This is a genomic window from Paenarthrobacter sp. 10L420, assembly GCF_056395385.1.
Window position 1 is genome coordinate 12,084 of the sequence record NZ_JBFTJK010000007.1, and the last position, 21,135, is coordinate 33,218.

General features: G+C 62.0%; 16 protein-coding genes. 10 read left to right on the forward strand and 6 right to left on the reverse strand.

What is annotated here, in order from left to right; translation table 11 throughout:
- Positions 1–39 precede the first annotated feature (39 nt).
- Positions 40–1,563: a leucyl aminopeptidase gene (locus AC1DD5_RS12345; protein WP_477521602.1), complete on the reverse strand. Its 1,524-nt coding sequence runs from the start codon at positions 1,561–1,563 to the stop codon at positions 40–42.
- A 335-nt stretch (positions 1,564–1,898) separates the two neighbouring features.
- Between AC1DD5_RS12345 and AC1DD5_RS12350 the strand changes: the two genes are divergently transcribed.
- The 4 genes from AC1DD5_RS12350 (at position 1,899) to AC1DD5_RS12365 (ending at position 7,124) form a co-directional block, all read left to right on the forward strand.
- Complete coding sequence (locus AC1DD5_RS12350; protein ID WP_477521603.1) at positions 1,899–2,837, forward strand: proteasome assembly chaperone family protein; 939 nt, start codon at positions 1,899–1,901, stop codon at positions 2,835–2,837.
- A 34-nt stretch (positions 2,838–2,871) separates the two neighbouring features.
- Positions 2,872–4,215, forward strand: a complete 1,344-nt coding sequence (locus AC1DD5_RS12355) for an MFS transporter (RefSeq protein ID WP_442006484.1) — start codon at positions 2,872–2,874, stop codon at positions 4,213–4,215.
- Positions 4,216–4,281: 66 nt separating this feature from the next.
- Positions 4,282–5,550 carry a DUF4192 domain-containing protein gene (locus tag AC1DD5_RS12360; protein ID WP_477521604.1) on the forward strand — a complete coding sequence of 423 codons (1,269 nt, stop codon included), beginning with the start codon at positions 4,282–4,284 and terminating at the stop codon, positions 5,548–5,550.
- A 254-nt stretch (positions 5,551–5,804) separates the two neighbouring features.
- Positions 5,805–7,124: an RNA polymerase sigma factor gene (locus tag AC1DD5_RS12365; protein WP_442006486.1), complete on the forward strand. Its 1,320-nt coding sequence runs from the start codon at positions 5,805–5,807 to the stop codon at positions 7,122–7,124.
- A 187-nt stretch (positions 7,125–7,311) separates the two neighbouring features.
- On the opposite strand, the gene AC1DD5_RS12370 is transcribed toward AC1DD5_RS12365, so the two are convergent.
- Positions 7,312–7,533 carry a DUF7455 domain-containing protein gene (locus tag AC1DD5_RS12370; RefSeq protein ID WP_021473125.1) on the reverse strand — a complete coding sequence of 74 codons (222 nt, stop codon included), beginning with the start codon at positions 7,531–7,533 and terminating at the stop codon, positions 7,312–7,314.
- A gap of 220 nt (positions 7,534–7,753) precedes the next feature.
- On the opposite strand from AC1DD5_RS12370, the gene AC1DD5_RS12375 reads away from it, so the two are divergent.
- Complete coding sequence (locus AC1DD5_RS12375; RefSeq protein ID WP_477521605.1) at positions 7,754–9,862, forward strand: DNA gyrase/topoisomerase IV subunit B; 2,109 nt, start codon at positions 7,754–7,756, stop codon at positions 9,860–9,862.
- A 2-nt stretch (positions 9,863–9,864) separates the two neighbouring features.
- On the opposite strand, the gene AC1DD5_RS12380 is transcribed toward AC1DD5_RS12375, so the two are convergent.
- The 3 genes from AC1DD5_RS12380 to AC1DD5_RS12390 are packed head-to-tail and all read right to left on the reverse strand — an operon-like array spanning position 9,865 to position 12,607.
- Positions 9,865–11,112: an MFS transporter gene (locus AC1DD5_RS12380; RefSeq protein WP_477521606.1), complete on the reverse strand. Its 1,248-nt coding sequence runs from the start codon at positions 11,110–11,112 to the stop codon at positions 9,865–9,867.
- Positions 11,113–11,168: 56 nt separating this feature from the next.
- Complete coding sequence (locus AC1DD5_RS12385; RefSeq protein WP_442017545.1) at positions 11,169–12,215, reverse strand: M56 family metallopeptidase; 1,047 nt, start codon at positions 12,213–12,215, stop codon at positions 11,169–11,171.
- Between the two features lie 5 nt (positions 12,216–12,220).
- Positions 12,221–12,607 (reverse strand): BlaI/MecI/CopY family transcriptional regulator, encoded by a 387-nt coding sequence (locus AC1DD5_RS12390; protein ID WP_189016115.1) that lies wholly within the window; start codon positions 12,605–12,607, stop codon positions 12,221–12,223.
- 278 nt (positions 12,608–12,885) lie between these two features.
- On the opposite strand from AC1DD5_RS12390, the gene AC1DD5_RS12395 reads away from it, so the two are divergent.
- Genes AC1DD5_RS12395 through AC1DD5_RS12410 form a run of 4 tightly spaced genes read left to right on the forward strand, consistent with a single transcriptional unit; the run spans position 12,886 to position 20,094 of the window.
- Positions 12,886–14,508, forward strand: a complete 1,623-nt coding sequence (locus AC1DD5_RS12395) for a cytochrome ubiquinol oxidase subunit I (protein WP_477521607.1) — start codon at positions 12,886–12,888, stop codon at positions 14,506–14,508.
- 17 nt (positions 14,509–14,525) lie between these two features.
- Positions 14,526–15,602: a cytochrome d ubiquinol oxidase subunit II gene (cydB, locus tag AC1DD5_RS12400; protein ID WP_477521608.1), complete on the forward strand. Its 1,077-nt coding sequence runs from the start codon at positions 14,526–14,528 to the stop codon at positions 15,600–15,602.
- A 7-nt stretch (positions 15,603–15,609) separates the two neighbouring features.
- Positions 15,610–19,062 (forward strand): thiol reductant ABC exporter subunit CydD, encoded by a 3,453-nt coding sequence (gene cydD / locus AC1DD5_RS12405; RefSeq protein ID WP_477521609.1) that lies wholly within the window; start codon positions 15,610–15,612, stop codon positions 19,060–19,062.
- A 9-nt stretch (positions 19,063–19,071) separates the two neighbouring features.
- Positions 19,072–20,094 carry a GNAT family N-acetyltransferase gene (locus AC1DD5_RS12410; RefSeq protein ID WP_477521610.1) on the forward strand — a complete coding sequence of 341 codons (1,023 nt, stop codon included), beginning with the start codon at positions 19,072–19,074 and terminating at the stop codon, positions 20,092–20,094.
- Positions 20,095–20,104: 10 nt separating this feature from the next.
- Here the strand turns inward: AC1DD5_RS12410 and AC1DD5_RS12415 are convergent, their stop codons facing one another.
- The gene (locus AC1DD5_RS12415) at positions 20,105–20,623 is read right to left on the reverse strand and encodes a DinB family protein (RefSeq protein ID WP_477521611.1); all 519 of its coding nucleotides are present in this window, start codon (positions 20,621–20,623) and stop codon (positions 20,105–20,107) included.
- Between the two features lie 128 nt (positions 20,624–20,751).
- Here AC1DD5_RS12415 and AC1DD5_RS12420 point away from each other — a divergent pair, with 128 nt between their 5' ends.
- Positions 20,752–21,135 (forward strand): VOC family protein, encoded by a 384-nt coding sequence (locus AC1DD5_RS12420; RefSeq protein WP_442006495.1) that lies wholly within the window; start codon positions 20,752–20,754, stop codon positions 21,133–21,135.

The following is a 21,135-nucleotide window of genomic DNA, read 5'->3' on the forward strand; positions in this document are numbered from 1 at the left end:
TACCCGCACTGCCCGGTTTAACGCAGTGGAGTGGGTTGCTTACGCGGAGGGCGCCAACAGATCCTCGGCGTAGGCCACCAAGGTACGGACCGTGCATCCCGTTCCTTGCTTGGGGGTGTAACCGTAGGGGCTGCCGTTGTTGAACGATGGCCCGGCAATATCGACGTGTGCCCAGGGAATCTGCTGACCGTCCCCGTTCTTGCCCACGAATTCACGCAGGAAGACGGCTGCTGTCATCATTCCGCCGTTACGCTCGCCGATGTTGGCAAGGTCCGCAACCTGGGAGTCAAGGCTGGGGCGCAGTTCCTCGGGCAGCGGCATCGGCCAGACAAGCTCGCCTGCCCTGTCAGCGGCGGACTTCAATGCGGCCGTGACCGAATCGGAACCCATCACTCCTGCCGTGCGCAATCCGAGCGCAATCAGCTGGGCGCCAGTGAGTGTCGCGACGTCGATGATTGCGTCCGGCTTTTCCAGGCTCGCGGCCACCAATCCGTCGGCCATGACAAGGCGGCCCTCGGCGTCGGTGTTCAAGACTTCGACTGTCTTTCCACCATAGACAGTCAGGACGTCCGCCGGACGCTGGGCAGCGCCGGAAGGCATGTTCTCAGCAATGCACAGCCACGCGGTCGCCTTGATGGGCAGGCCGAGCGAGGCGATGGCGAGGACCGTATTAAGAACGACGGCGGCGCCGGCCATATCGCTCTTCATGTCACCCATGCCGAGGGCTGGCTTAATGGAGATACCGCCGGTGTCGAAGGTGATGCCCTTGCCCACGAGGGCGATCTTCCGGGTGGCCTTTGCCGGAGCGTACTCGACCTTGACCAAGCGTGGCTGCCGGGTTGAACCCTTGCCAACGCCGAGGATGCCGCCAAAGCCTTCCTTTTCCAAGCGCTTTTCGTCCCAGACCGTCACCTTCACGGGAAGACCCTTTGCCAGTTCCTTGGCAGATTCGGCGAATGACTCGGGGTACAAGTGGCTGGGCGGCTGGTTCACGAGCGTACGCGTTGCGTTGACGGCCCTGCCCAGCACTGTTGCCCGGTCAAGGGCAGGTTGGGCAGCTTTGGCATCAACGCCGGTGAAGATCAGAACCTTGGCCACCGGGTCCTTGAGCCCGTCCTGGCTGGAACGGTGTTCGGTGTAGGAATAGGCGCCCATGGCGGCACCTTCGGCGATTGCGGCGACGTCGGTGTCGGACGCCGTCGGGAACGCCAACGTCACGGAGGGGACGCCGGCAAGTTGCCTGACCGCGGATCCGGCCGCCCGGCGCAGTGCCTCTTCAGGGATGGTGCTGTCCTCGGACAACTTGCCCACGCCTGCCAGGACCAGGATCCCTGAGCCCGTTTCCGGCAAACCCGGAAGGCGGTGCGCCTGGTCGGGAGCACCCGAGACGCCAAGGAGCTTCAGCGATCCCTCAAGGGATTCGGCGGCCTTGGCACTCAAAGGGTTCTCCAGCAGCACTGGTCCGTCCGAGCCCTGGGCAACTCCGATCACAAGTGCGTCGCTGGGTGACTTTTTCAGGTCCTTGGCGATGACGCCGAGGATGATGTCAGTAGTCTTGACCACGAGGATGTTTCCTCACTTCTCTCTGCATTGCTTGGCGGGGCCGCATGTTTGGCGGGCCAGCTCCCGGTACGCGCCCGACGTCCTGTTGCGACGGCGGCCTTGGTCTTCAGGTCCAGCGTCGCAAAGGACGTCGGCCCGTTTCGATCGTAGTCTCTCGCAGGCTGCTGACAGCAATTAAATGAGAGCTGCGGCACACCAAGGGCAGGAATGCCTACTGGAGGTGCAGCGTTGTACAGAGAGACACAGAGTCCCCACACCACATTCATGGAGTCAGCGACGCCATGACCAGTGGCGCATGGGGGCACCGAAGTTTGCCACTGCGAAAGGAACATGCCGTGTTTGAACGGATATCCGGCTCCCTCCTGGACCCCGAGGCGCTCTATGCGAGCAACATCGACATTTTCCACAGCCCCGAACTGCGGGGGCTGAATATGGTCATGGGTTTCACGGGCTTTGCCGATGCCGGTCATGTGGTCAGGCAGATCAACGCGGAACTCCTGGACCAACTCGACGCTGAGGTCGTGGCCATGTTCGACGCCGACCAACTCATCGACTACCGTTCGCGGCGTCCCCACATCAGCTTCGTTGAAGACCATTTGCAGGACTATCAGGCACCCAGACTGGCGCTCTACAAGCTCACAGACGGCCTGGGCCAGCCGTTCCTGCTGCTCGCCGGCTTCGAACCTGACTTGCAGTGGGAGCGATTCGCCCGTGCCGTCGTAGGAATAGTGGAGAAACTCGACGTCAACCTGGTGACTTGGATCCACTCCATCCCCATGCCCGTCCCGCATACGCGGCCGGTGGGAGTTACCGTTCACGGCAACCGGCCCGAACTTATCGAAGGTATCTCGAGTTGGAAGCCAACGGTCGAAGTTCCCGCCGCCATTGGCCACATCCTTGAACTCCGGCTCACCGAGGCCGAACGCCATGTGGCCGGCTACGTCATTCACGTGCCCCACTATCTGGCTGAGGCCGAATATCCTCCAGCAGCGGTGGCAGGGTTGGAGTACCTCGGAGCGGCAACGTCCCTGATGCTTCCTACTGACCGGCTCCGGGAGGCCGGCCGGGAAGTAGGCCGCCAGATTGCGGAACAGATTGAAGCCTCGGAGGAAGTGCAAGCCGTCGTCGCCAATCTGGAGGCACGGTATGACGAGAAATCCGAGGGCATCGTCCGGCGTTCGTTGCTCGCCGATGAGAACGACGAACTGCCCAACGCCGAGGACATTGGAGCGGCTGTGGAGGCGTACCTGGCGCGGAAAGACTCGCCTCAATAAATCAGCTTTGAACTGTGGCGGGCATAATTGAGGAGTGACTGCTCCCCGCGCCTGGCTCATCTGGACGATTGGCGTCTTTGCTTACCTGGTGGCCGTAGCACAGCGAACCTCATTTGGTGTCGCGGGTTTGGAAGCAACAGAACGCTTCCATGCCAGTGCTTCGGCGATCTCCTTTTTTACTGTATTGCAGTTGCTTGTCTACGCCGGCTTACAAATTCCGGTGGGCGTCCTGGTGGACAGATTCGGATCGCGGGTCATGATTGCCGGTGGTGCCATCCTGATGGGACTGGGGCAGTTGCAGCTCGCCTTCGCGGATAGCATCCCTGGAGGGGTTATGGGGCGCGTCCTGGTGGGAGCCGGTGACGCCATGACATTCATCTCCGTCATCCGGCTCGTTCCCTTGTGGTTCAGCCCGGTCAGGGTGCCCGTGGTTACGCAGCTGACCGGGATGTGCGGGCAGTTGGGCCAGCTCTTCAGCGTGGTGCCTTTTGCCTTGCTTCTTCACTCTGCCGGATGGACGCCCGCGTTCATGTCACTCGCGGCGATGTCTGTGCTGGCTGTCGTCCTGGTCCTCGTGCTGTTGCGGGACCAGCCTCCCGGGCATCCGCCCCGGGAAACCGGGCAGGGCCTTCGCGCTACCGGAGTTTCCCTGTCACGCGCTTGGAAGCAGCCAGGCACCCGGCTAGGTTTGTGGAGCCATTTCACCGTCCAGTTCAGCGGCAACCTCTTTGCGATGACATGGGGTTATCCGTTCCTCCTCTCTGCGCAGGGACTTGATGCCGGGACGGTCTCAGCTTTGATGGCCTTGTTCGTGGCAACCGCCATCGTCTCGGGGCCTGGATTTGGGCGGTTCGTCTCCAAACACCCAATGCGCCGCTCGGCCATGGTCCTGCTCATCACTGCGTCCACTGCGCTGGCTTGGGCGGCGGTGCTCATCCTTCCTGACCGGGCACCACTCTGGCTCCTCGTGCTGCTGGTGGTGGTGTTGGCAGTTGGCGGGCCGGGCTCCATGATTGGCTTCGACTTCGCGCGGACATTCAATCCTTCCCAGCGTATTGGTACCGCCACAGGGATCGTCAACGTGGGCGGATTCATCGCTGCCTTGGTAGCGATCTACCTCATTGGCCTGGTCCTGGACGTCCTGAACGCGAGCGGATTCTCAGGCGGGGACCTGTACGGCCTTGATCCGTTCCGTGTAGCCCTCAGCGTCCAGTTCGTCCTGCTGGGCATCGGGACGGTCCTTATTATGCTGACCCGGCGGAAGGTGCGGTTGCAGATGGCCGAGCAGGGTGTCCACGTACCTCCTCTGGCTGCTACCTTGGTCCGGCAGCACCGCGAGAGGATCGAGCGCCGGCGAGCGGCACGTGCACAAAGGTAGCCACCTTTATCCACATACGCGCGATGGTCCCTGTTTTCAACCATTGGCGTTGCCCAAGCTTGAAACATGACCACCAAAGAGACGCTGAGCATTCATCAACCAGAAGACATCCTGGGTTACATCCCGCATTTGTTGGGTTACTGGCCCGAGGACAGCCTTGTGGCCATCACGATGCAGGGGAGATTGCTCGGAGCCGCTCTCCGCGTTGACCTGCCTGCCCGGGCTTCGGGCCGCGCGCTTGCTGATTTTGCGGAGCATGTGCGTCACTACTTGACGGCGGACACCCTTGCCGACGGCGTGGTCCTTGCCCTCTACACCGACGACGGTTGGGACGATGGCATGGTCGTCACCAGAACACTTCCACTGCTGGCTGAACTTCAAGAAACACTTGACCACGCTGATTTGCCTGTCCGGGACGCCTGGTTGGTTGGTCCTGAGTATTGGCGTGGCGCCTTCTGCGCAGACCAGGAGTGCTGCCCGGTGCCGGGGCTGCCGATAGAACGAATCCGGAACAGCAGGCTCAGCGCAGAAATGGTCTATCGAGGCAGTACCATCGGAGCTTCCCCAAGGAGCAAGGAACTTCCGCCCGTTCCGGGACGTCCTGGTGCCCTCGATCCCGCAGTGGCCGAGGCCGAATCAGATTTTGCAAAGCGGATGCGAACGTCATGGCGCAGTGGGAGGTGCTTTGATGGCGTACTTGAGGTGTGGCGGCAAGTGCTGGACGACGCCCGGATCCGTCCCGGCAGTGAAACCGTGGATTTGCTAACCCCGCGAGTCGCGGGTTTTCTCAGGTCGACCCTTGGTGTCCCCGGATGGCGGGACGCTGTCATGATCATGGCAGCTGCTGGAACCGGTTCCGCGAAGGCAGGGGCAGCAGCGTTCGGATTGCGCAGTGGCGACGACGACTCCGAGCCACTTCCGTTCGACGCCGGCGAGCTGGCATTGCCCCCGGCTGATACCGACAAAGGGGTTGGGAAGGCCTTCGAAGCAAACGGGATGCTCAGCATCTTTGCCTATGCTGACGTCCTTCTGGGTGTTGAACCGGCCATTCCTGACTGGGGGCAGCTTGATGCCCTGCAGCGTGTCCTGTCGTACTTGTGCGTCCAAGGAGAAGTGGGGGAAGTTGCTGCTGCTGCCTTGACCTTGCAAGGCTGGATTGCCTGGTGCAAGGGGAGTGGGTCCTCTGCACACGCCTGCCTTATGCGCGCCAAAGCAGCCAACCCTGGCTACAGGCTCGCCGAATTGCTGGACGAGATACTCGGGCAAGGAAGCATCTGCGGCTGGGCCAGCCGTCCAGAGTCCGCATGGGGAACCTACAAAGGATCCCTCCTGTAGCCATCAGTAGCCATTACGCTTCATCAAGCGTGGGATTCATAAAACCGTGAGACAATGGATGCCGAGACCCGGTTGGGTCCGCGTTTGAATGCCCGCAATGAGCCCGGAATCCGGGAACATTACGGTGTCGTTGGCAGTTGTACATAGTGACTCTGCAGACGGCGATCGCATTTGAAATTGATCGCGGACTTGACAGGGTCATAGTGGTGTTGCCCGCATGGTGATTCCACAGACCGCCGCTAGAAAGGTTTTCTGTGACCCCGTCTTCCGTCGAGAAGGAACCCGCCGCCCAGGCCGAACTGTCCGCTGAGGAAAACAATGCGGCCACTTCGGCAAAGCGCGCGGCGACACGTGTTGCCACCAAGGCCTCAGAGGGCACCTCTGACAAGCCGGCACCAAAGAAGCGTGGACCCAAGCCCGGCGCCAAGGCCGCGGCCGAAGCCGCGAACAAGTCTTCGGACTCCGAGACCGACACCGAAGAAGTGGCTGTCGAGGACGAAGATTTCGATCCTGCAGCAGCTGAGGAAGTTGAAGTCGGAGACGACGATGTCGAGGACGGCGCCGTAACCGGTAAAGACAAGGCAGCGCCCTCCGGATCCGGATTCGTCTACTCGGACGCCGATGACGACGACGCCCCTGTCCAGCAGGTCATGTCGGCCGGTGCCACGGCTGACCCCGTGAAGGACTACCTGAAGCAAATCGGTAAGGTCGCCCTGCTGAACGCTGAGCAGGAAGTCGATCTGGCGCTTCGCATCGAAGCCGGCCTGTTTGCTGAAGAAAAGATCAACGCCGACGACGGTTCCATGGACCCGAAGCTCAAGCGTGAACTTGAATTCGTTATCCACGACGGCAAGCGGGCCAAGAACCACTTGCTCGAAGCCAACCTTCGCCTCGTTGTTTCCTTGGCCAAGCGCTACACCGGCCGTGGCATGCTCTTCCTGGACCTCATCCAGGAAGGCAACCTGGGTCTCATCCGCGCTGTGGAGAAGTTCGACTACACCAAGGGCTTCAAATTCTCCACATATGCAACGTGGTGGATCCGTCAGGCCATTACCCGCGCCATGGCTGACCAGGCCCGCACCATCCGCATCCCCGTGCACATGGTGGAAGTCATCAACAAGCTCGCCCGCGTCCAGCGGCAGATGCTTCAGGACCTGGGCCGTGAACCCACGCCTGAAGAATTGGCGCTGGAACTGGACATGACGCCTGAGAAGGTCGTCGAAGTCCAGAAGTACGGCCGTGAACCGATTTCGCTGCACACGCCGCTGGGTGAGGATGGCGACTCCGAGTTCGGTGACCTCATCGAGGATTCTGAAGCTGTTGTTCCGGCTGACGCCGTGAGCTTTACGCTCCTCCAGGAGCAACTGCACTCGGTTCTGGACACGCTCTCCGAGCGTGAGGCCGGAGTCGTAGCAATGCGCTTTGGTTTGACCGATGGCCAGCCTAAGACTTTAGACGAAATCGGCAAGGTCTACGGCGTTACGCGTGAGCGCATCCGCCAGATCGAATCCAAGACCATGTCCAAGCTGCGGCACCCGTCCCGCTCGCAGGTCCTGCGGGACTACCTGGACTAAAGAAGGACGACTTCTGCTAAAGAGGTCCGCAGTCAAACAGTAACGGCCCGATCGGAGTATCCGATCGGGTCGTTACTGTGTGGGCGTCCTGTATTCAACGGAACAGGGCCCCTCCCGGATGGGAGGAGCCCTGTTCTTGCTCGAAGTGATGTGGCAAGAGAGTGTCCAGCCTTACCGCCAGTCCTATCTAGTCGACAGGAACGGGTGCCTTCTCGTTGAGGCGCTCGGTCTCGTCGTGCCAGTCGGAGGTCAGGGGCCGAAGCGTGGCCTCAACTGCGCGTGCGTGGTGGCCGCAAAACAGCAGCTCACCGCCGGAGGACTCGAGTACAACGCGGACATATGCTTGAGCCCCGCAACGATCGCATCGGTCAGCTGCGTTCAGTGTGCGGTCTGCAACTGCTGTTGTCATGTCGGCCTCCTTAGTAGTTCTGTACATCCATATAACCAGTATTCGGAGCAGAACCATGGCAAGGATGGATCACTTTCGCTGTCCGCGTATCACATGTGCGTAACGTAACGAAGTAGAATGTCGGTTTCCGGGAGTGGCAACCGGTGCCGATGGGGGACCGCGACTAGCCTAAGATGGGCAGTGTTTGCCTTGAGATATACCCCGAAGGAGCACACCGCGAGTGGCACCGAGTTCTGAATACAACGCCCGGCATCTATCTGTCCTTGAGGGCCTGGAAGCCGTTCGCAAGCGCCCGGGCATGTACATCGGTTCCACCGACTCCCGTGGCCTTATGCACTGCCTGTGGGAGATCATCGATAACGCTGTTGATGAGGCCCTGGCCGGCTTCGGGCATGACATCAAGGTCATCCTCCACGCGGATAATTCGGTCGAAATCCATGACGACGGTAGAGGCATCCCGGTAGACGTCGAACCGAAGACGGGGCTTTCCGGCGTCGAGGTTGTCTTTACGAAACTGCATGCAGGCGGCAAGTTCGGCGGCGGTTCATACACGGCATCGGGTGGCCTCCATGGCGTAGGCGCCTCGGTGGTCAACGCTTTGTCGAGCCGGCTGGATGTCCAGGTCGATCGTGGCAGCAAGACGTACCAGATGTCCTTCCGCCGCGGTGAGCCCGGACGTTTCATTGATGCCGGCGCCAAACCCAGCCCCAACGCGACCTTCGCGCCTTTCGTTGAAGATTCTGTGTTGGATGTGGTTGGCAAGGCTAAACGCGGAGTCACCGGTACAAGGGTGCGTTACTGGGCCGACCGGCAGATCTTCACTCCCGACGCCAAGTTCTCTTATGACGACCTCGCCTCGCGTGCACGCCAGACGTCGTTCCTCGTCCCCGGATTGAAGATTACTGTCCGCGACGAGCGCAAGCTTGCGGGCACTCCTGGTGAAAACGGTGTGTACGAGGAAGTCTTCCACCACGACGGCGGCATTTCGGAATTTGTGGAGTTCCTGGCGGCCGACTCCGGAGTGACTGACGTGTGGCGTCTCCACGGTTCGGGGAAGTTCAAGGAAACGGTCCCGGTCCTTGATGAAAACGGGCACAGCAAGATCGCTGAAGTCGAACGCGACTGCGAAGTCGACATTGCCCTGCGCTGGGGGATCGGTTACGAGACCACGATGCGTAGCTTCGTCAATATCATTGCGACCCCCAAGGGCGGTACGCACCAGGCGGGCTTCGAGGCAGCGTTGCTGAAGACGTTCCGAAAAGCCGTGGAAACGAACGCCAGGAAGCTGAAGGCGGGCAACGACAAGATCGAGAAGGACGACGTCCTGGCCGGCCTCACCGCTGTGCTGACCGTCCGCTTGGCCGAGCCACAGTTCGAAGGCCAGACCAAGGAAATCCTCGGCACGTCCGCTGTTCGCGCCATCGTCGCCAAGGTGGTCGAGCAGGAAATTTCGAGCAGGTTGTCCTCTGCCAACCGCAATGACAAAGCACAGTCGGCACTGTTGCTGGAGAAGATCGTTGCGGAGATGAAGTCGCGAATTTCGGCCAGGGTGCACAAGGAGACCCAGCGCCGAAAGAACGCACTGGAAACCTCTTCGATGCCCACCAAGCTTGCCGACTGCCGCACTGATGACGTGGCACGATCCGAGCTCTTCATCGTTGAGGGTGATTCTGCGCTCGGAACTGCCAAGCTTGCCCGGTCTTCGGATTTCCAGGCCCTGCTTCCTATTCGAGGCAAGATCCTTAACGTCCAGAAGGCTTCGGTAGGGGACATGCTCTCCAACGCTGAATGTGCTGCACTCATCCAGGTTGTCGGCGCCGGCTCAGGCCGGAGTTTCGACCTCGATGCAGCACGTTATGGCAAGGTCATCCTGATGACAGACGCCGACGTCGACGGCGCGCACATCCGCACGCTGTTGTTGACGCTCTTCTTCCGCTACATGCGGCCCATGGTCGAGGCGGGCCGGGTGTTCGCCGCAGTTCCGCCCCTGCATCGCGTGGAGGTCATCAATCCGGGCCAGAAGGCCAACGAGATGATCTATACGTACTCTGAGGCGGAATTGCATGTTCTCCTGGCCAACCTGGCCAAGGAGGGCAAGCGTTACAAGGAGCCCATCCAGCGTTACAAGGGCTTGGGCGAAATGGACGCACAGCAGCTCGCCGAGACCACCATGGACCCGCGTCACCGGACCCTTCGGAAGGTGGGGATTGACAGCGCCCAGCGTGCTGAAGAGGTTTTCGATCTCCTCATGGGCTCGGACGTCGCGCCCCGTAAGGAATTCATCATTGCCGGGGCAGCGACGCTGGACCGGGAACGCATCGACGCCTAGGTTCAGACCCGCGGTTTCCGGCCTGTTCTTGTGACGGAGCCGGAACCTGCGGAAGCTGGTGCCGCACAGGCCGCTGCCCCTACGGCCAGAGCAAGGGCACCCAAGCCCCAAGAGAGACCCGCTGCTACTGCAATCCCGCCCACCAACAAGGGCCCGCCGGCATCGCCAAGCTCGCGGCCAAGTTCGGCCGAACCCATCGTGCGGCCCAGGCGTTCAGCGGGAGTCGCATCTGCCAAGTGCGCGAAGGCCAATGGGGTAGCGGTACCGATTCCCAGTCCGATCAAAACGGCGGCACAGTAGATTGGTACGGCGCGATATATCGAATTGGCACCGTCCATAGCCAGTGCTCCGGGAAGAAGGCCCGCGATGAGTACGCCTACGGTTATGGCCAGCAAACCACCCACCATGCCCGGCCGCTCTGCGAGGACGCCCCGATCCCGCAATCGTCCGATCCTCGGCTGGATCAGCGATGACGCCAAGGCCAAGACCGTTACGACGGCGACACTGCCGGCGGTGCCGAGGCCTTCCCTTGCCGCCAGCGCCGGGAGGAAGCCTACTGCTGCCCCCAAGGCGCCAGTTGAGGCCGCCAGCACCACGGTAGGCCCAAGGAATGATCGCTCGGTACTTTGCTTCCAGACATCAACGATGGTGTATCTGGGCCGATGCAGGGGAGCCAGGCGCGGCACGGAGATGGCGGCCCAGACGGCTACTGCGAAACCCAATAGGGAGAGGATGAGGAAGAGCAGGCTGAAACCGCCTGCGATGATCGCGACAGCGCCCAACAGGGGACCGACCGCGTAGCCAAGGCCCTTCCATGAGCCGTAACGGCCAAAGTAGCGACCCGTGTGTTTGCCGGCCAGCCTCGCCACGCTGGCAGAGGATGCTGGTGAAAATGCCGAAGCAGCCATGCCTTGGCCCAGACGGGCTACGGCCAGCATGAGGGGTTCATCGGCCCACAGCCCGATGAGGGACGCAGCGGAGAAGGCCAGAAGCCCTCCGATGATCACGGGTTTGGGCCCCATGCGGTCGCTGAGGGCCCCGAAGACCGGCTTGAGGAAGACCTCCGCGATGTCGTACAGGGCCAACAGCACACCCAGGCCAAGCAGGCTCAAACCGATGTCCGCGCTTTCGGCGCCAAGTCCGGCGGCTACGGCATGGGCGCCAAAAGCGGTGGTGAAGCCGGCTGCATAGAGGGGCCATCGGTGGCTGGGGGAGATGTCGGCACTCAAGCGCGACTTATCGTCGTTCACGCCCCTCAATGTAACAACACCGCCATGTAACAACACCGCCAGCGCTGACCTTCTACCTAGCCAAGCAATCCCGGGACGATAAGGAGCCCCGTGGGCACGGCCAGCAGCAAGGCTGAGGTGGCCAGCACCAGGGCGCGAAGACCTTTGGCGAGTGGAGGCTGTGGCGAGAGGAGGCGGCTCACGCGTGACGCCGTCGTACGCGGTGAATCTGCCCCGCCGGTGGCGCTGATGCTGCCACCCTCGACTACGGCGCCCCCGCCGCTGAGCGCCCGCGGGCTGAGTGCCTGGCCGGCAAGAGCCTTGCCATTCGGTGCACCGCCGCTCACGGACTGTTCTCCCAGCCCTGGCGTGGAGGACCCGCTGGAGACTATGGCAATGGCCTTGATCAGCGTGACCTTGCTTTCGGTCCTGAGTGCGACGTCGTCAGCCAGCATTTCGATCAGGGAGTTCACGGCCGTCTGGGCAAGCCGTGTGGTGGGAAACCAGGGGAGTGCCTGCCGCCAGGCTGCGAACGCCCAGAGCAGGAGGTCGTGACGTTGGGACAAGTGCGCGTTTTCATGGATGAGCACTGCGCGCAATTCCGCCGGTTCGAGGGCGGCCATGAGTCCGTCGGACAAGACTGTCACCGAACGTGCGCCGCCGGGCAAGCAGTAAGCGACAGGGGAGTCGTGGTTGATCACTACGGTGCCCGGGCCGTCGTCCGAGGGTGATGCCAGAAGCGTGAGCAATTCGCGGTGTCGCCTGCGTTGCCGTTCAATTTTGTAGTAGGTCAAGAGCAGGGTGAACACCAGGTGGGCCGTTAGGAGTGCGGCCGCAGACAGGGCGAAGAGGTGCCAGAAGCCCAATGCTGTGGTTGGCTCGTTATTGAAAACCATGCCGGCCAGGCTCCTGAGCCCAGCGATGAGGTTCTCACCGATTGGTTCCAGCCCGTAGACCAGCATTGCGCCGATCATGGACAGGCCACCTGCGAGGGCAATTGCCTGCCAAAGCACCATTGCGGTGAAAGGGGAGCGGGCGGGCCATTGTGCGCGCGAAAGCAAAACGGGTACCGGCCACGCCAGTATCAATGCCAGGACCGCCAGGAAGTATGAGGTCCAGAACATACTGGCTAATTGTAGCCGAGCAGTTTGCGCAGGGTAGCGGCTTCACTTTCGGAGACGGAGCCAATGAAGCGGGCAAGAACTGCTTCGCGGTCAGGAGCCGAGCCAAGAACTTCGTGCATGAGTTCCGCGGTGTGGTCGGCGCGGCTCGACACGGCTTGGTATCGGTGTGGCCTGGTCCCGCGTTCGCGTTCCACCAGGCCCTTCTTCTCCAGCCTGGAGAGCACTGTCAGGACCGTAGTCACTGCCAAGTCCTTGCCCTGGTGTCCCGCTGTGCCGTCGCCGGCTTCAGAGTCCTGCGCGAGAAGATCACGCAGGGTGTTGGCTGTTGCAGCCTCCTGGCCTGCCCAGAGCAGGTCCATCACTGCCCGTTCCAGTTCCCCAAGACTCGCCATCAATACTTCCCTACCTTCCGCGTCCCGGTGGCAAAAGCCGCCACCCGGGAGCGATGATCCAACGTTCCATCACAAATCTACCGCTTTTCAGCCTCTCATTCTACGTGAGGTAGAACTATCGGCGCGTCGCGGACGGCGCTTGACCCTTGCGTGTGCGTAACGCCACTTGAAGAATGGCATGTGGTTCCCTCACTTGTTCTACACTGTGTAGAAGTAAAGTTTTCTACACAACGTAGAAGTAATTACACCGCACTTGGGCCGCCGGACAAAGGACAGCCATGGACGCCTTGGAAATCGCACGCTGGCAATTCGGGATCACCACCGTCTACCACTTCATGATGGTGCCCCTGACCATCGGCCTTGGCCTGGTGGTGGCCATCATTCAGACCCTGTGGTACCGCACGGGAAAGCCCGAGTATCTCCGCATGACCAAGTTCTGGGGCAAGCTCTTCCTCATCAACTTCATCATGGGTGTGGCAACCGGCATCGTCCAGGAATTCCAGTTCGGCATGGCCTGGAGCGAATACAGCCGGTTCGTTGGTGATGTCTTTGGTGCACCCCTGGCCCTCGAAGCCCTTCTCGCCTTCTTCGTCGAGTCCACCTTCCTTGGGCTCTGGATCTTTGGCTGGAAGCAACTTAAACGCGGTGTCCACCTTGCATGCCTATGGATTGCCGTGATCGGTTCCGTCTTCTCCGCCTACTTCATCATCGTGGCCAATTCATGGATGCAGCACCCGGTGGGCGTTGAAATGGTGGATGGCCGGCCTGTCATGGCGGACGCCTGGGCAGTGTTTACCAATAACACTGCACTGGTTGCCGTACCGCACACTCTCTTCGGTGCCCTTGGTGTTGCCGGTGCCTTCCTGCTCGGAATCGCCTGGTACCACCTGTGGCGCCGCCGCCATGACGGCATTGACGTGGTTGGTGCCGACGGCCGGCTGCTTGTCGGAGAAGCCGATATCCCGGGCCGCGACAAGGGTGACTACACAGTATGGATGCGTTCCCTCCGGATCGGCGCCGTGGTGGCGATGATCTCCTTTGCCGGCACCGCCCTCACGGGCGACCTGCAAGGCAAGCTCATGTTCGAGCAGCAGCCCATGAAAATGGCTGCCGCGGAGGCAGCATGCCACGATGGCACAGGCTTTTCCGTTCTGAGTGTCGGCAACCTGGGTGCCAAGAACTGTGACGACATCGTGGCTGTCATCGAAGTGCCAGGGATCCTTTCCTTCCTCGCCAAGGGCGATTTCACCACCGAAGTGAAGGGCGTGAACAGCCTGCTTGGGGAGTACAAGGAGAAGTACGGCACGCACTTGCCGGACAATCCGCTGTATGGCGACCGGGCCGGCCAGGAAATCCAGTACGTGCCCGTCATGGAAGTCACCTACTGGGGCTTCCGCATGATGATCGGCTTCGGGGGCGTCGCCGCACTGGCAGCGCTGGTGGCCCTATGGGTTACCCGCAAGGGCGTTGTCCCTGGGTCAAAATGGCTCATGCGCCTTGCCGTCTTCGGAATCCTGGCACCGTTCGGGGCCAACGCCGCTGGCTGGATCTTCACGGAAATGGGCCGGCAACCCTTTGTCGTAGCCCCAAATCCCGACATGAACGGTATTGACCAGGTCTTCATGTTCACCGCCGCTGCCGTTTCACCCGGCGTCAGTGCCGGTGAGCTCATGACCTCCCTGGTTGTCCTGACCGCCATCTACGCCGTCCTGCTGGTGGTGGAAGTCAAGCTCCTGGTCAAGTACGTCCGTGGCGGCGTCGCCTCAGCCATGCCTGAGCTTGCCCACGCCGCGGACAAGCACCGCGCCAGCGATGACGAACGTGACAGGGACAAGGAAGGCGACGACGTCGGCGCACCCGGCCCCGACAAAGCCGACGACGTCCTGGCGTTCGCCTACTAGAAACAGAGGAATAGACAATGGAACTGTTGCCAACCATCTGGTTCGTGGCCATCGCAGTACTATGGACCGGCTATCTCTTCCTTGAGGGCTTCGATCTCGGGGTAGGCATGCTCATGAAGCTGTTTGCGCGGAACAACACGGACAGGCGCGTGCTGCTCAATACCATCGGCCCCGTCTGGGACGGCAACGAGGTTTGGCTTCTCACTGCAGCCGGAGCCACCTTCGCAGCTTTCCCCCTCTGGTACGCCTCCTTGTTCTCGGCGCTCTATCTTCCGCTCCTGTTCGTCTTGGTGGCGTTGATCTTCCGGGCGGTGGCCTTCGAATACCGGGGCAAGGTGGACACTGAACGCTGGCGCACCACCTGGGACTGGGCAATCGCCGTTGGATCCTTCGTGGCTGCCTTCGGCATCGGCGCAGCCCTGGCGCTGACCACCACCGGGTTGCCGCTCGACGCCAACGGGGACCGCACCGGTGGACCGTTCGCCTGGTTCAGCGGTTACGCCCTCCTTGGCGGCTTCGGTGTGGTCGCCTTCTCCCTGGTTCACGCCTTGGCCTTCCTGGCGTTGAAGACCGACGGCGAGGTGCGGCTGCGTGCCCGCCGCTGGTTTGTGCGGCTGGTGCCGTTTGCTGTCTTGCCGATGCTCGCATGGATGGTTGCTGTGCAGTTCCTGAGCGGAAAGACCTGGACGTGGGTCATTGTTGTGGCCGGAGTCGTGTCCGTGGTTTTGGCCTGGCAGTGGGCACGCAACGGCTCGGAGGGCCGGGCGTTCGGCGCGATCGGAGCTTTCGTGGTGTGCGCCACGGCGTCGATCTTCGGGGCCGCGTTCCCAGTGGTCATCCCCTCAACCATGGATCCCGCGTTCAGCCTGACTATTTCCAATGCTTCCTCCTCCGACTACACGCTGGGCCTGATGAGCATCGTGGCTGCGGTGGGGCTTCCCCTGGTTATTGCCTACCAGGCCTGGACATACTGGGTATTCCGGCGCCGTGTCAGCGCAGCGCACATTCCTGAAGCCCACGGTTTCCTTCCGGCCATCGCAGCCAAGGTGTTGGTTGGCAAGGAAAACACCAACCCTTCCAACCCGGGAGCCTAGCCCCGTCATGAAGCCCGTGTTCCCGTCCGGCCCGGCCACCCGATCCGCGCTCTACGTCATAGGCCTGCTCTCAGCCCTCAAGGCACTTTCGCTGGTACTGATGGCACAGGCGGTGGCCGGTGCACTGGCCGGTTTGGCCGGAAGCCCGTCCGATTGGACCAACGGGCTGGTGTGGGGGGCCGTCGGAGCGGTGCTACGGTCCCTTACCGTGTGGGGCCAGGGCGTTGCGTCGCGCCGTGCCGCGTTGGGGGTCAAAGAGGAGCTGCGCTCGCAGCTTCTCAAGCGCTCACTGGCCGAGGGCGGAACAGCCGCGGTTGAGGGCACTAACGACGGCGGGCTGGCGATCCTCGCCACGCGCGGGCTGGACGCACTGGATGACTACTACACCCAATACCTGCCGGCCCTGGTGAACTGCGCCACCGTTCCGCTGCTCATCGGCGCCCGGATACTGTTTGCCGACTGGGTGAGCGCCGTGGTCATCGTATTGACCGTTCCCCTTGTGCCGCTGTTCATGATCCTGATTGGCCGCCACACGGAAGACGCCGTCAGGGACGCCCAAACCACGCTTCGCAGGTTGTCCGGGCACATCCTTGAACTCGCCAAGGGCCTGCCTGTGCTGGTGGGTTTGGGACGGGCCAGCGAGCAACGCGCCGCGCTCGAAGACATTTCCGAGCAATACCGCAGCCGGACCATGGTCACGCTCCGGACGGCGTTCCTCTCGGCTCTAGCCCTGGAACTCATAGCAACCATCTCAGTCGCTGTCGTAGCGGTCTTCATCGGCGTGCGGCTGGTCGCCGGGGACATGGCCCTGGAAGCCGGGCTTTTGGCACTGATCCTTGCTCCTGACTGCTACTTGCCCCTGCGCGAGCTCGGTACTGCCCACCATGCCAGCGATGACGGCAGGGTGGCCTTGGAAACTGCCAATACCGTGTTGAAGGCACCCACGCACCAGCGTCTTACTGATAACCAGCGTCTTACCGATAACCAGCCACTTACCGACAACCCGACATCTCGCACCGGGCTCGCCGACATCGTGGTCAGAGGCCTCACGGTGACCTATACCGGACGGCCCGCACCCGCCGTCGAGCGCTTGGACTTTACCGCTCCGGCAGGCTTGGTTATGGCGTTGGACGGAAACAGCGGCGCCGGAAAAAGCACTGTGCTGGGTGTCCTTGCCGGCCTGATCGGCCCGGGTCCGGGCGCATCCGTGACCGGCACCGTGACTGGTGTGGCACCGGGTACCGCCGCCTGGGTACCGCAACACCCCGTGATGGTGGCCGATACCGTGCAGGAGGAAATGGAGCTTTACCTTGGCGGGGAACGGACAGTGGAAACCGAACATGCTGTGGCGAGCATCCTGCGGAGAGTCTCTGCTGATCACCTTGCGGCCAAACATCCAGCCGAACTCAGCCCGGGGGAGTTGCGACGCGTTGCGCTTGCCCGAGGCCTGGCGCGGCTGGAGTCCGGCGCTACCGTGCTGCTTCTGGACGAACCCACCGCACATTTGGACCACTACTCAGCCAGCGTGGTCCGCTCTGCCATCACGTCCCTTCGCGGCTCTGCCACCGTCATCCTGATCGCACACGATTCCGCCACCCGTGCCCTCGCCGACCATGTAGTCCGGGTAGAGCACTTGACGGCAGCGAACCGGCATACCGACCTGCCGGAACGAAGGGCTGCATCTACCGCGGCCCTCGTATCAACCGATCTGCACCAGTCCACCCGGACAGCTGCCGGTACGAGTCAAACTGAGCACGCAGAGGACGGAAACCTTCACACAGTCCTCAACCAGGGATGGCTCCCCAACGTGAAACGGCTCGCGCTGGTCCTGCGGCCGGTTCAGGCCAAGTTCGCGGCAGCAGGCGTGGTGGGGGTCCTGGCCGCGCTTTTCGCAGTCGCCCTGTCCGGCCTGTCAGGGTGGCTCATCATCCGGGCCAGCGAGCAGCCACCCATTCTCTACCTCCTGGGCGCGATCGTCGGCGTGCGTTTCTTCGGCATCGGCAGGGCCGTCCTTCGCTACTGTGAGCGGCTCCTGACCCACGACGCCGTCTTTGCTGCGATGACACGCCTGCGCGGGGCGCTCTGGGCCACCCTGAGCCGCCGTGCACTCTCACTTCGCCGGCTTTTGCAAGGCGGTAACGTCCTGGGCTCGATCGTGGACGACGTTGACACACTCAGGGACCTTCTACCGAGGGTCGCCCTGCCTCCGTTGACTGCCGTGGGTGTGGGCGCTGCGGCCATCGCGGCAACGGCCATGGTGTTGCCCGTTGCCGTGCCCGCCGTTGCCTCTGCCACCGTAATGGGAGTCATTGTTGCGCCGCTTGTTGCCGTACTTGCTGACCGGAACGCCGCCAAGGCAGAACAACAGCTGCGCTCGGTGGTGCTCCGCGATGTTGCGGCCGCCCTCGATGCCCGCGCCGAACTAACCGCCAACGGTGTGGCCGGAAGCATCCTGACCGCACTCAGCGACAAAGATCGTGCGGCTACCGTTTCGGCGCAGCGTTCTGCCTGGGCCGAAGGTCTCGGCCAAGCTGTCACCGTCCTCGCCTGCTCGCTCGCCGCCCTATGGGCGGCACTCCGGGGCGCCGAATCGGTGCACGATGGTTCCGCCGCGCCTGCCCTTGTGGCCGTGATTGTGCTCATGCAACTGGCCCTCGTGGAACCTTTTGCGGCAACGGTTTCCGCCGTCCGCCAGGGCCCAGCGCTCGCAGACGTCTTGGGCGGCGTGGCAGTCACCGGGGCGTTGTCCGCCCCCATCGATGCGGACAACGCAAAACACGACGCCGGTACCCACCCTTTGCCTGACCGCGATGGCAAGGCGGGGCTTAAGTTGGATGGAGTTGCCGCTGCCTGGCCGGGTGGCCCGTCGGTGATCTCCGGAGTCACCGCTGAGGCTGGCCCTGGCCGCTGGCTGGCAGTCACCGGCCCGTCGGGAGCCGGCAAATCGACGCTGCTTTCCGTCCTCCTTGGCTTCCTACCTGTGAAGGAAGGCAAGGCACTGCTCACGGGAACCGCGGCGTGGTGCCCGCAGGAAGCCCACCTCTTCGACTCCACCATCCGTGGCAACCTCCTTCTGGCGAGGCCCCCGGGGAACAAGCCCAACGAACAAGAAATGGCCAAGGCCTTGCAGGATGTGGGGCTGGACGTTTTGGTAGGGACATTGCCGGAGGGGCTTGACACACGCATTGGATCAGCCGGGGCCTTCCTCAGCGGTGGCGAGCGGCAGCGTCTTGCCATGGCCAGGACACTTCTGACGGGCGCGAGCGTGCTGTTGCTGGATGAGCCTACGGCGCACCTTGATGCTGAAGCCGCCCGCGAAATGATGGCCACCCTTCGCCGGGGTTTGCGGGACGTCACAGTAGTCTTGGTGACCCATAACCCTGATGACATCGATCCTGCAGACGCCAGGCTTGAGCTCCCCAGCGCGGCTGAGCTGGTGAGAGTTCCTACTCCCCAGTAGCCTGTTGGCATGTCTTCTGAGGTTCCACCCCTTATGCAGCCCGATGCCCGCCGAACAGGTCTGCAATGGCGGCCCGCCACAACTGCGGACCTCGACAACTGGGCGGAATTGATCGCCCGGACTGCCGCCCTCGAGCATCCCGTCTGGTTCGAAAAGCGTGCCGACCTTGTCCACGTCCTGGAGTCCACCAAGAATGATCCCAGGACTAACACGCTGCTGGGATTGGACCGGGACGGGGTTGCCCGCGCGTATGGACGCATCACCAAGAACCCGGAGGGGGACAAGGCCACAGGCATGGGATGCGTGGACCCGGACTGGCAACGCAGGGGCATCGGTTCAGCAGTCCTCGCGTGGCAGGAAGCACAGACCCGGAGAAGGTTCCACACGGACAAGGCTGCGGGCCACAGCAGTGCCCCACCCCGCCTCCGCATCCGAACTGAAGAACAACACCAGCACCAGGCAGCGTTGTTCCGGTCCCGGGGCTATGACGTTGTGCGCTGGTTCAATGAAATGCATCGGCCGTTGTCCGGGCCTGCTGCCAAGCCTGCTCCAGCAGCACGGCTCGAATCGGGATTGGAACTTTGCACGTTTGACGCGTCCCTGCACGAGGCCGTTCGTCTGGCCCATAACGATGCTTTCAGGGACCACTGGGGAAGCGAGCCACGCGACGAAGAAACCTGGCGATTCACCATCGAGGAATCCACGGCGCGGCACGATTGGAGCGCTGTGGTAATTGATGCTTCCACAGGCGAGGTAGCTGGGTACCAACTGGCCAGCTACGATCCCGCTTCAGCGGTTGCCCGGGGTTTCAAGGAGGGCTATACCGAACTGCTTGGTGTCCGGCGTGCGTTCCGTGGCCGGGGAATTGCTCAAGCCCTCCTGGCAGACGCCCTGAGACGGTTCACCGCAGCAGGTATGGACGTTGCATCGCTGGACGTGGACTCTGCCAATCCGACCGGCGCCCTGGCACTCTACCTTGGCATGGGATACAGCCCGGTGAACCGGAGTATGACGTGGGAGAAGACGCTATAGCCCGGCGTGCTTAGCCGTCAACGTCATGGAGGTGATGGACAACATCGTGCAGGAAGTACTGCGAGAACGTGAGCACGGTGAATTCAGAACCGTTGCTTCGCCGCCCTGTCCGCCGCCATTCATCCTGCACAACACGTGCGAAGGACTCGGCGATCTGCTCCCCTTCCGCGATCAACTCGTCGGAAACGGTGCGGGGGTCCGAACGTCCGTATTCGCCGTCGATGGCCGCTTGGTCCTGGTCCCAATTGGCAAACTCGGCGTTGTCATCACTCAGCATCAGATTCAGCCGCTTGTCGAAAAGGCTGAAGACATCGCGCACGTGGCAGGCATATTCCAAGGGAGACCACGTGTGGTCATTCGGGCGGACCGCGACGTCCTCCCGGCGCAGAACGGCGCGCCACCTCGGAAGCATATTGAGCACAGTGCCCGGGACCGTGGACGGCGTCACGGTGGAGGCGTCAAAGCCGCACTCGGGGCAGGGCTTTGAAAGCACCCATGTCCAGTCTTTTGCGTCAGGGATGATCGGCATGCCGCCAGTCTAAAGGGTCACCACCGGCAATCTCAGGCAAGGCGTAAAATCCGCAGCTGTTTGCCCCTGACTTCGTTGCCGCCCAGGAGTAAAGTTCGCTCCGGGGAGAGAGTCGGAAAGAGAAAAACATGCTCAAGGATCAGCAAGTGGGTGCCGTTCTTCCGGCATCGGATATTGCCCGGGCCCGCGCTTATTACAGCGAGAAACTCGGACTCGAACCAGAAAATCCAGACGCCGACGACAACCTCCAGTACAGGTGCGGGGACGGGACCGGATTCTTCATTTACCAAACATCCAATGCAGGTACGGCCAAGAACACCCAGATCGGCTGGATGGTCAGTGACCTCGCTGCCACCGTATCGGAACTCCGCGAGAAGGGTGTTGTGTTCGAAGACTACGATTTCCCAGGCCTGAAGACTGAAAACGGCATTGCAACGATGCCGGACGGAACGGCTGCGGCTTGGTTCCTGGACTCCGAGGGAAACATACTGAGCCTCAACCAAAACGCCTGA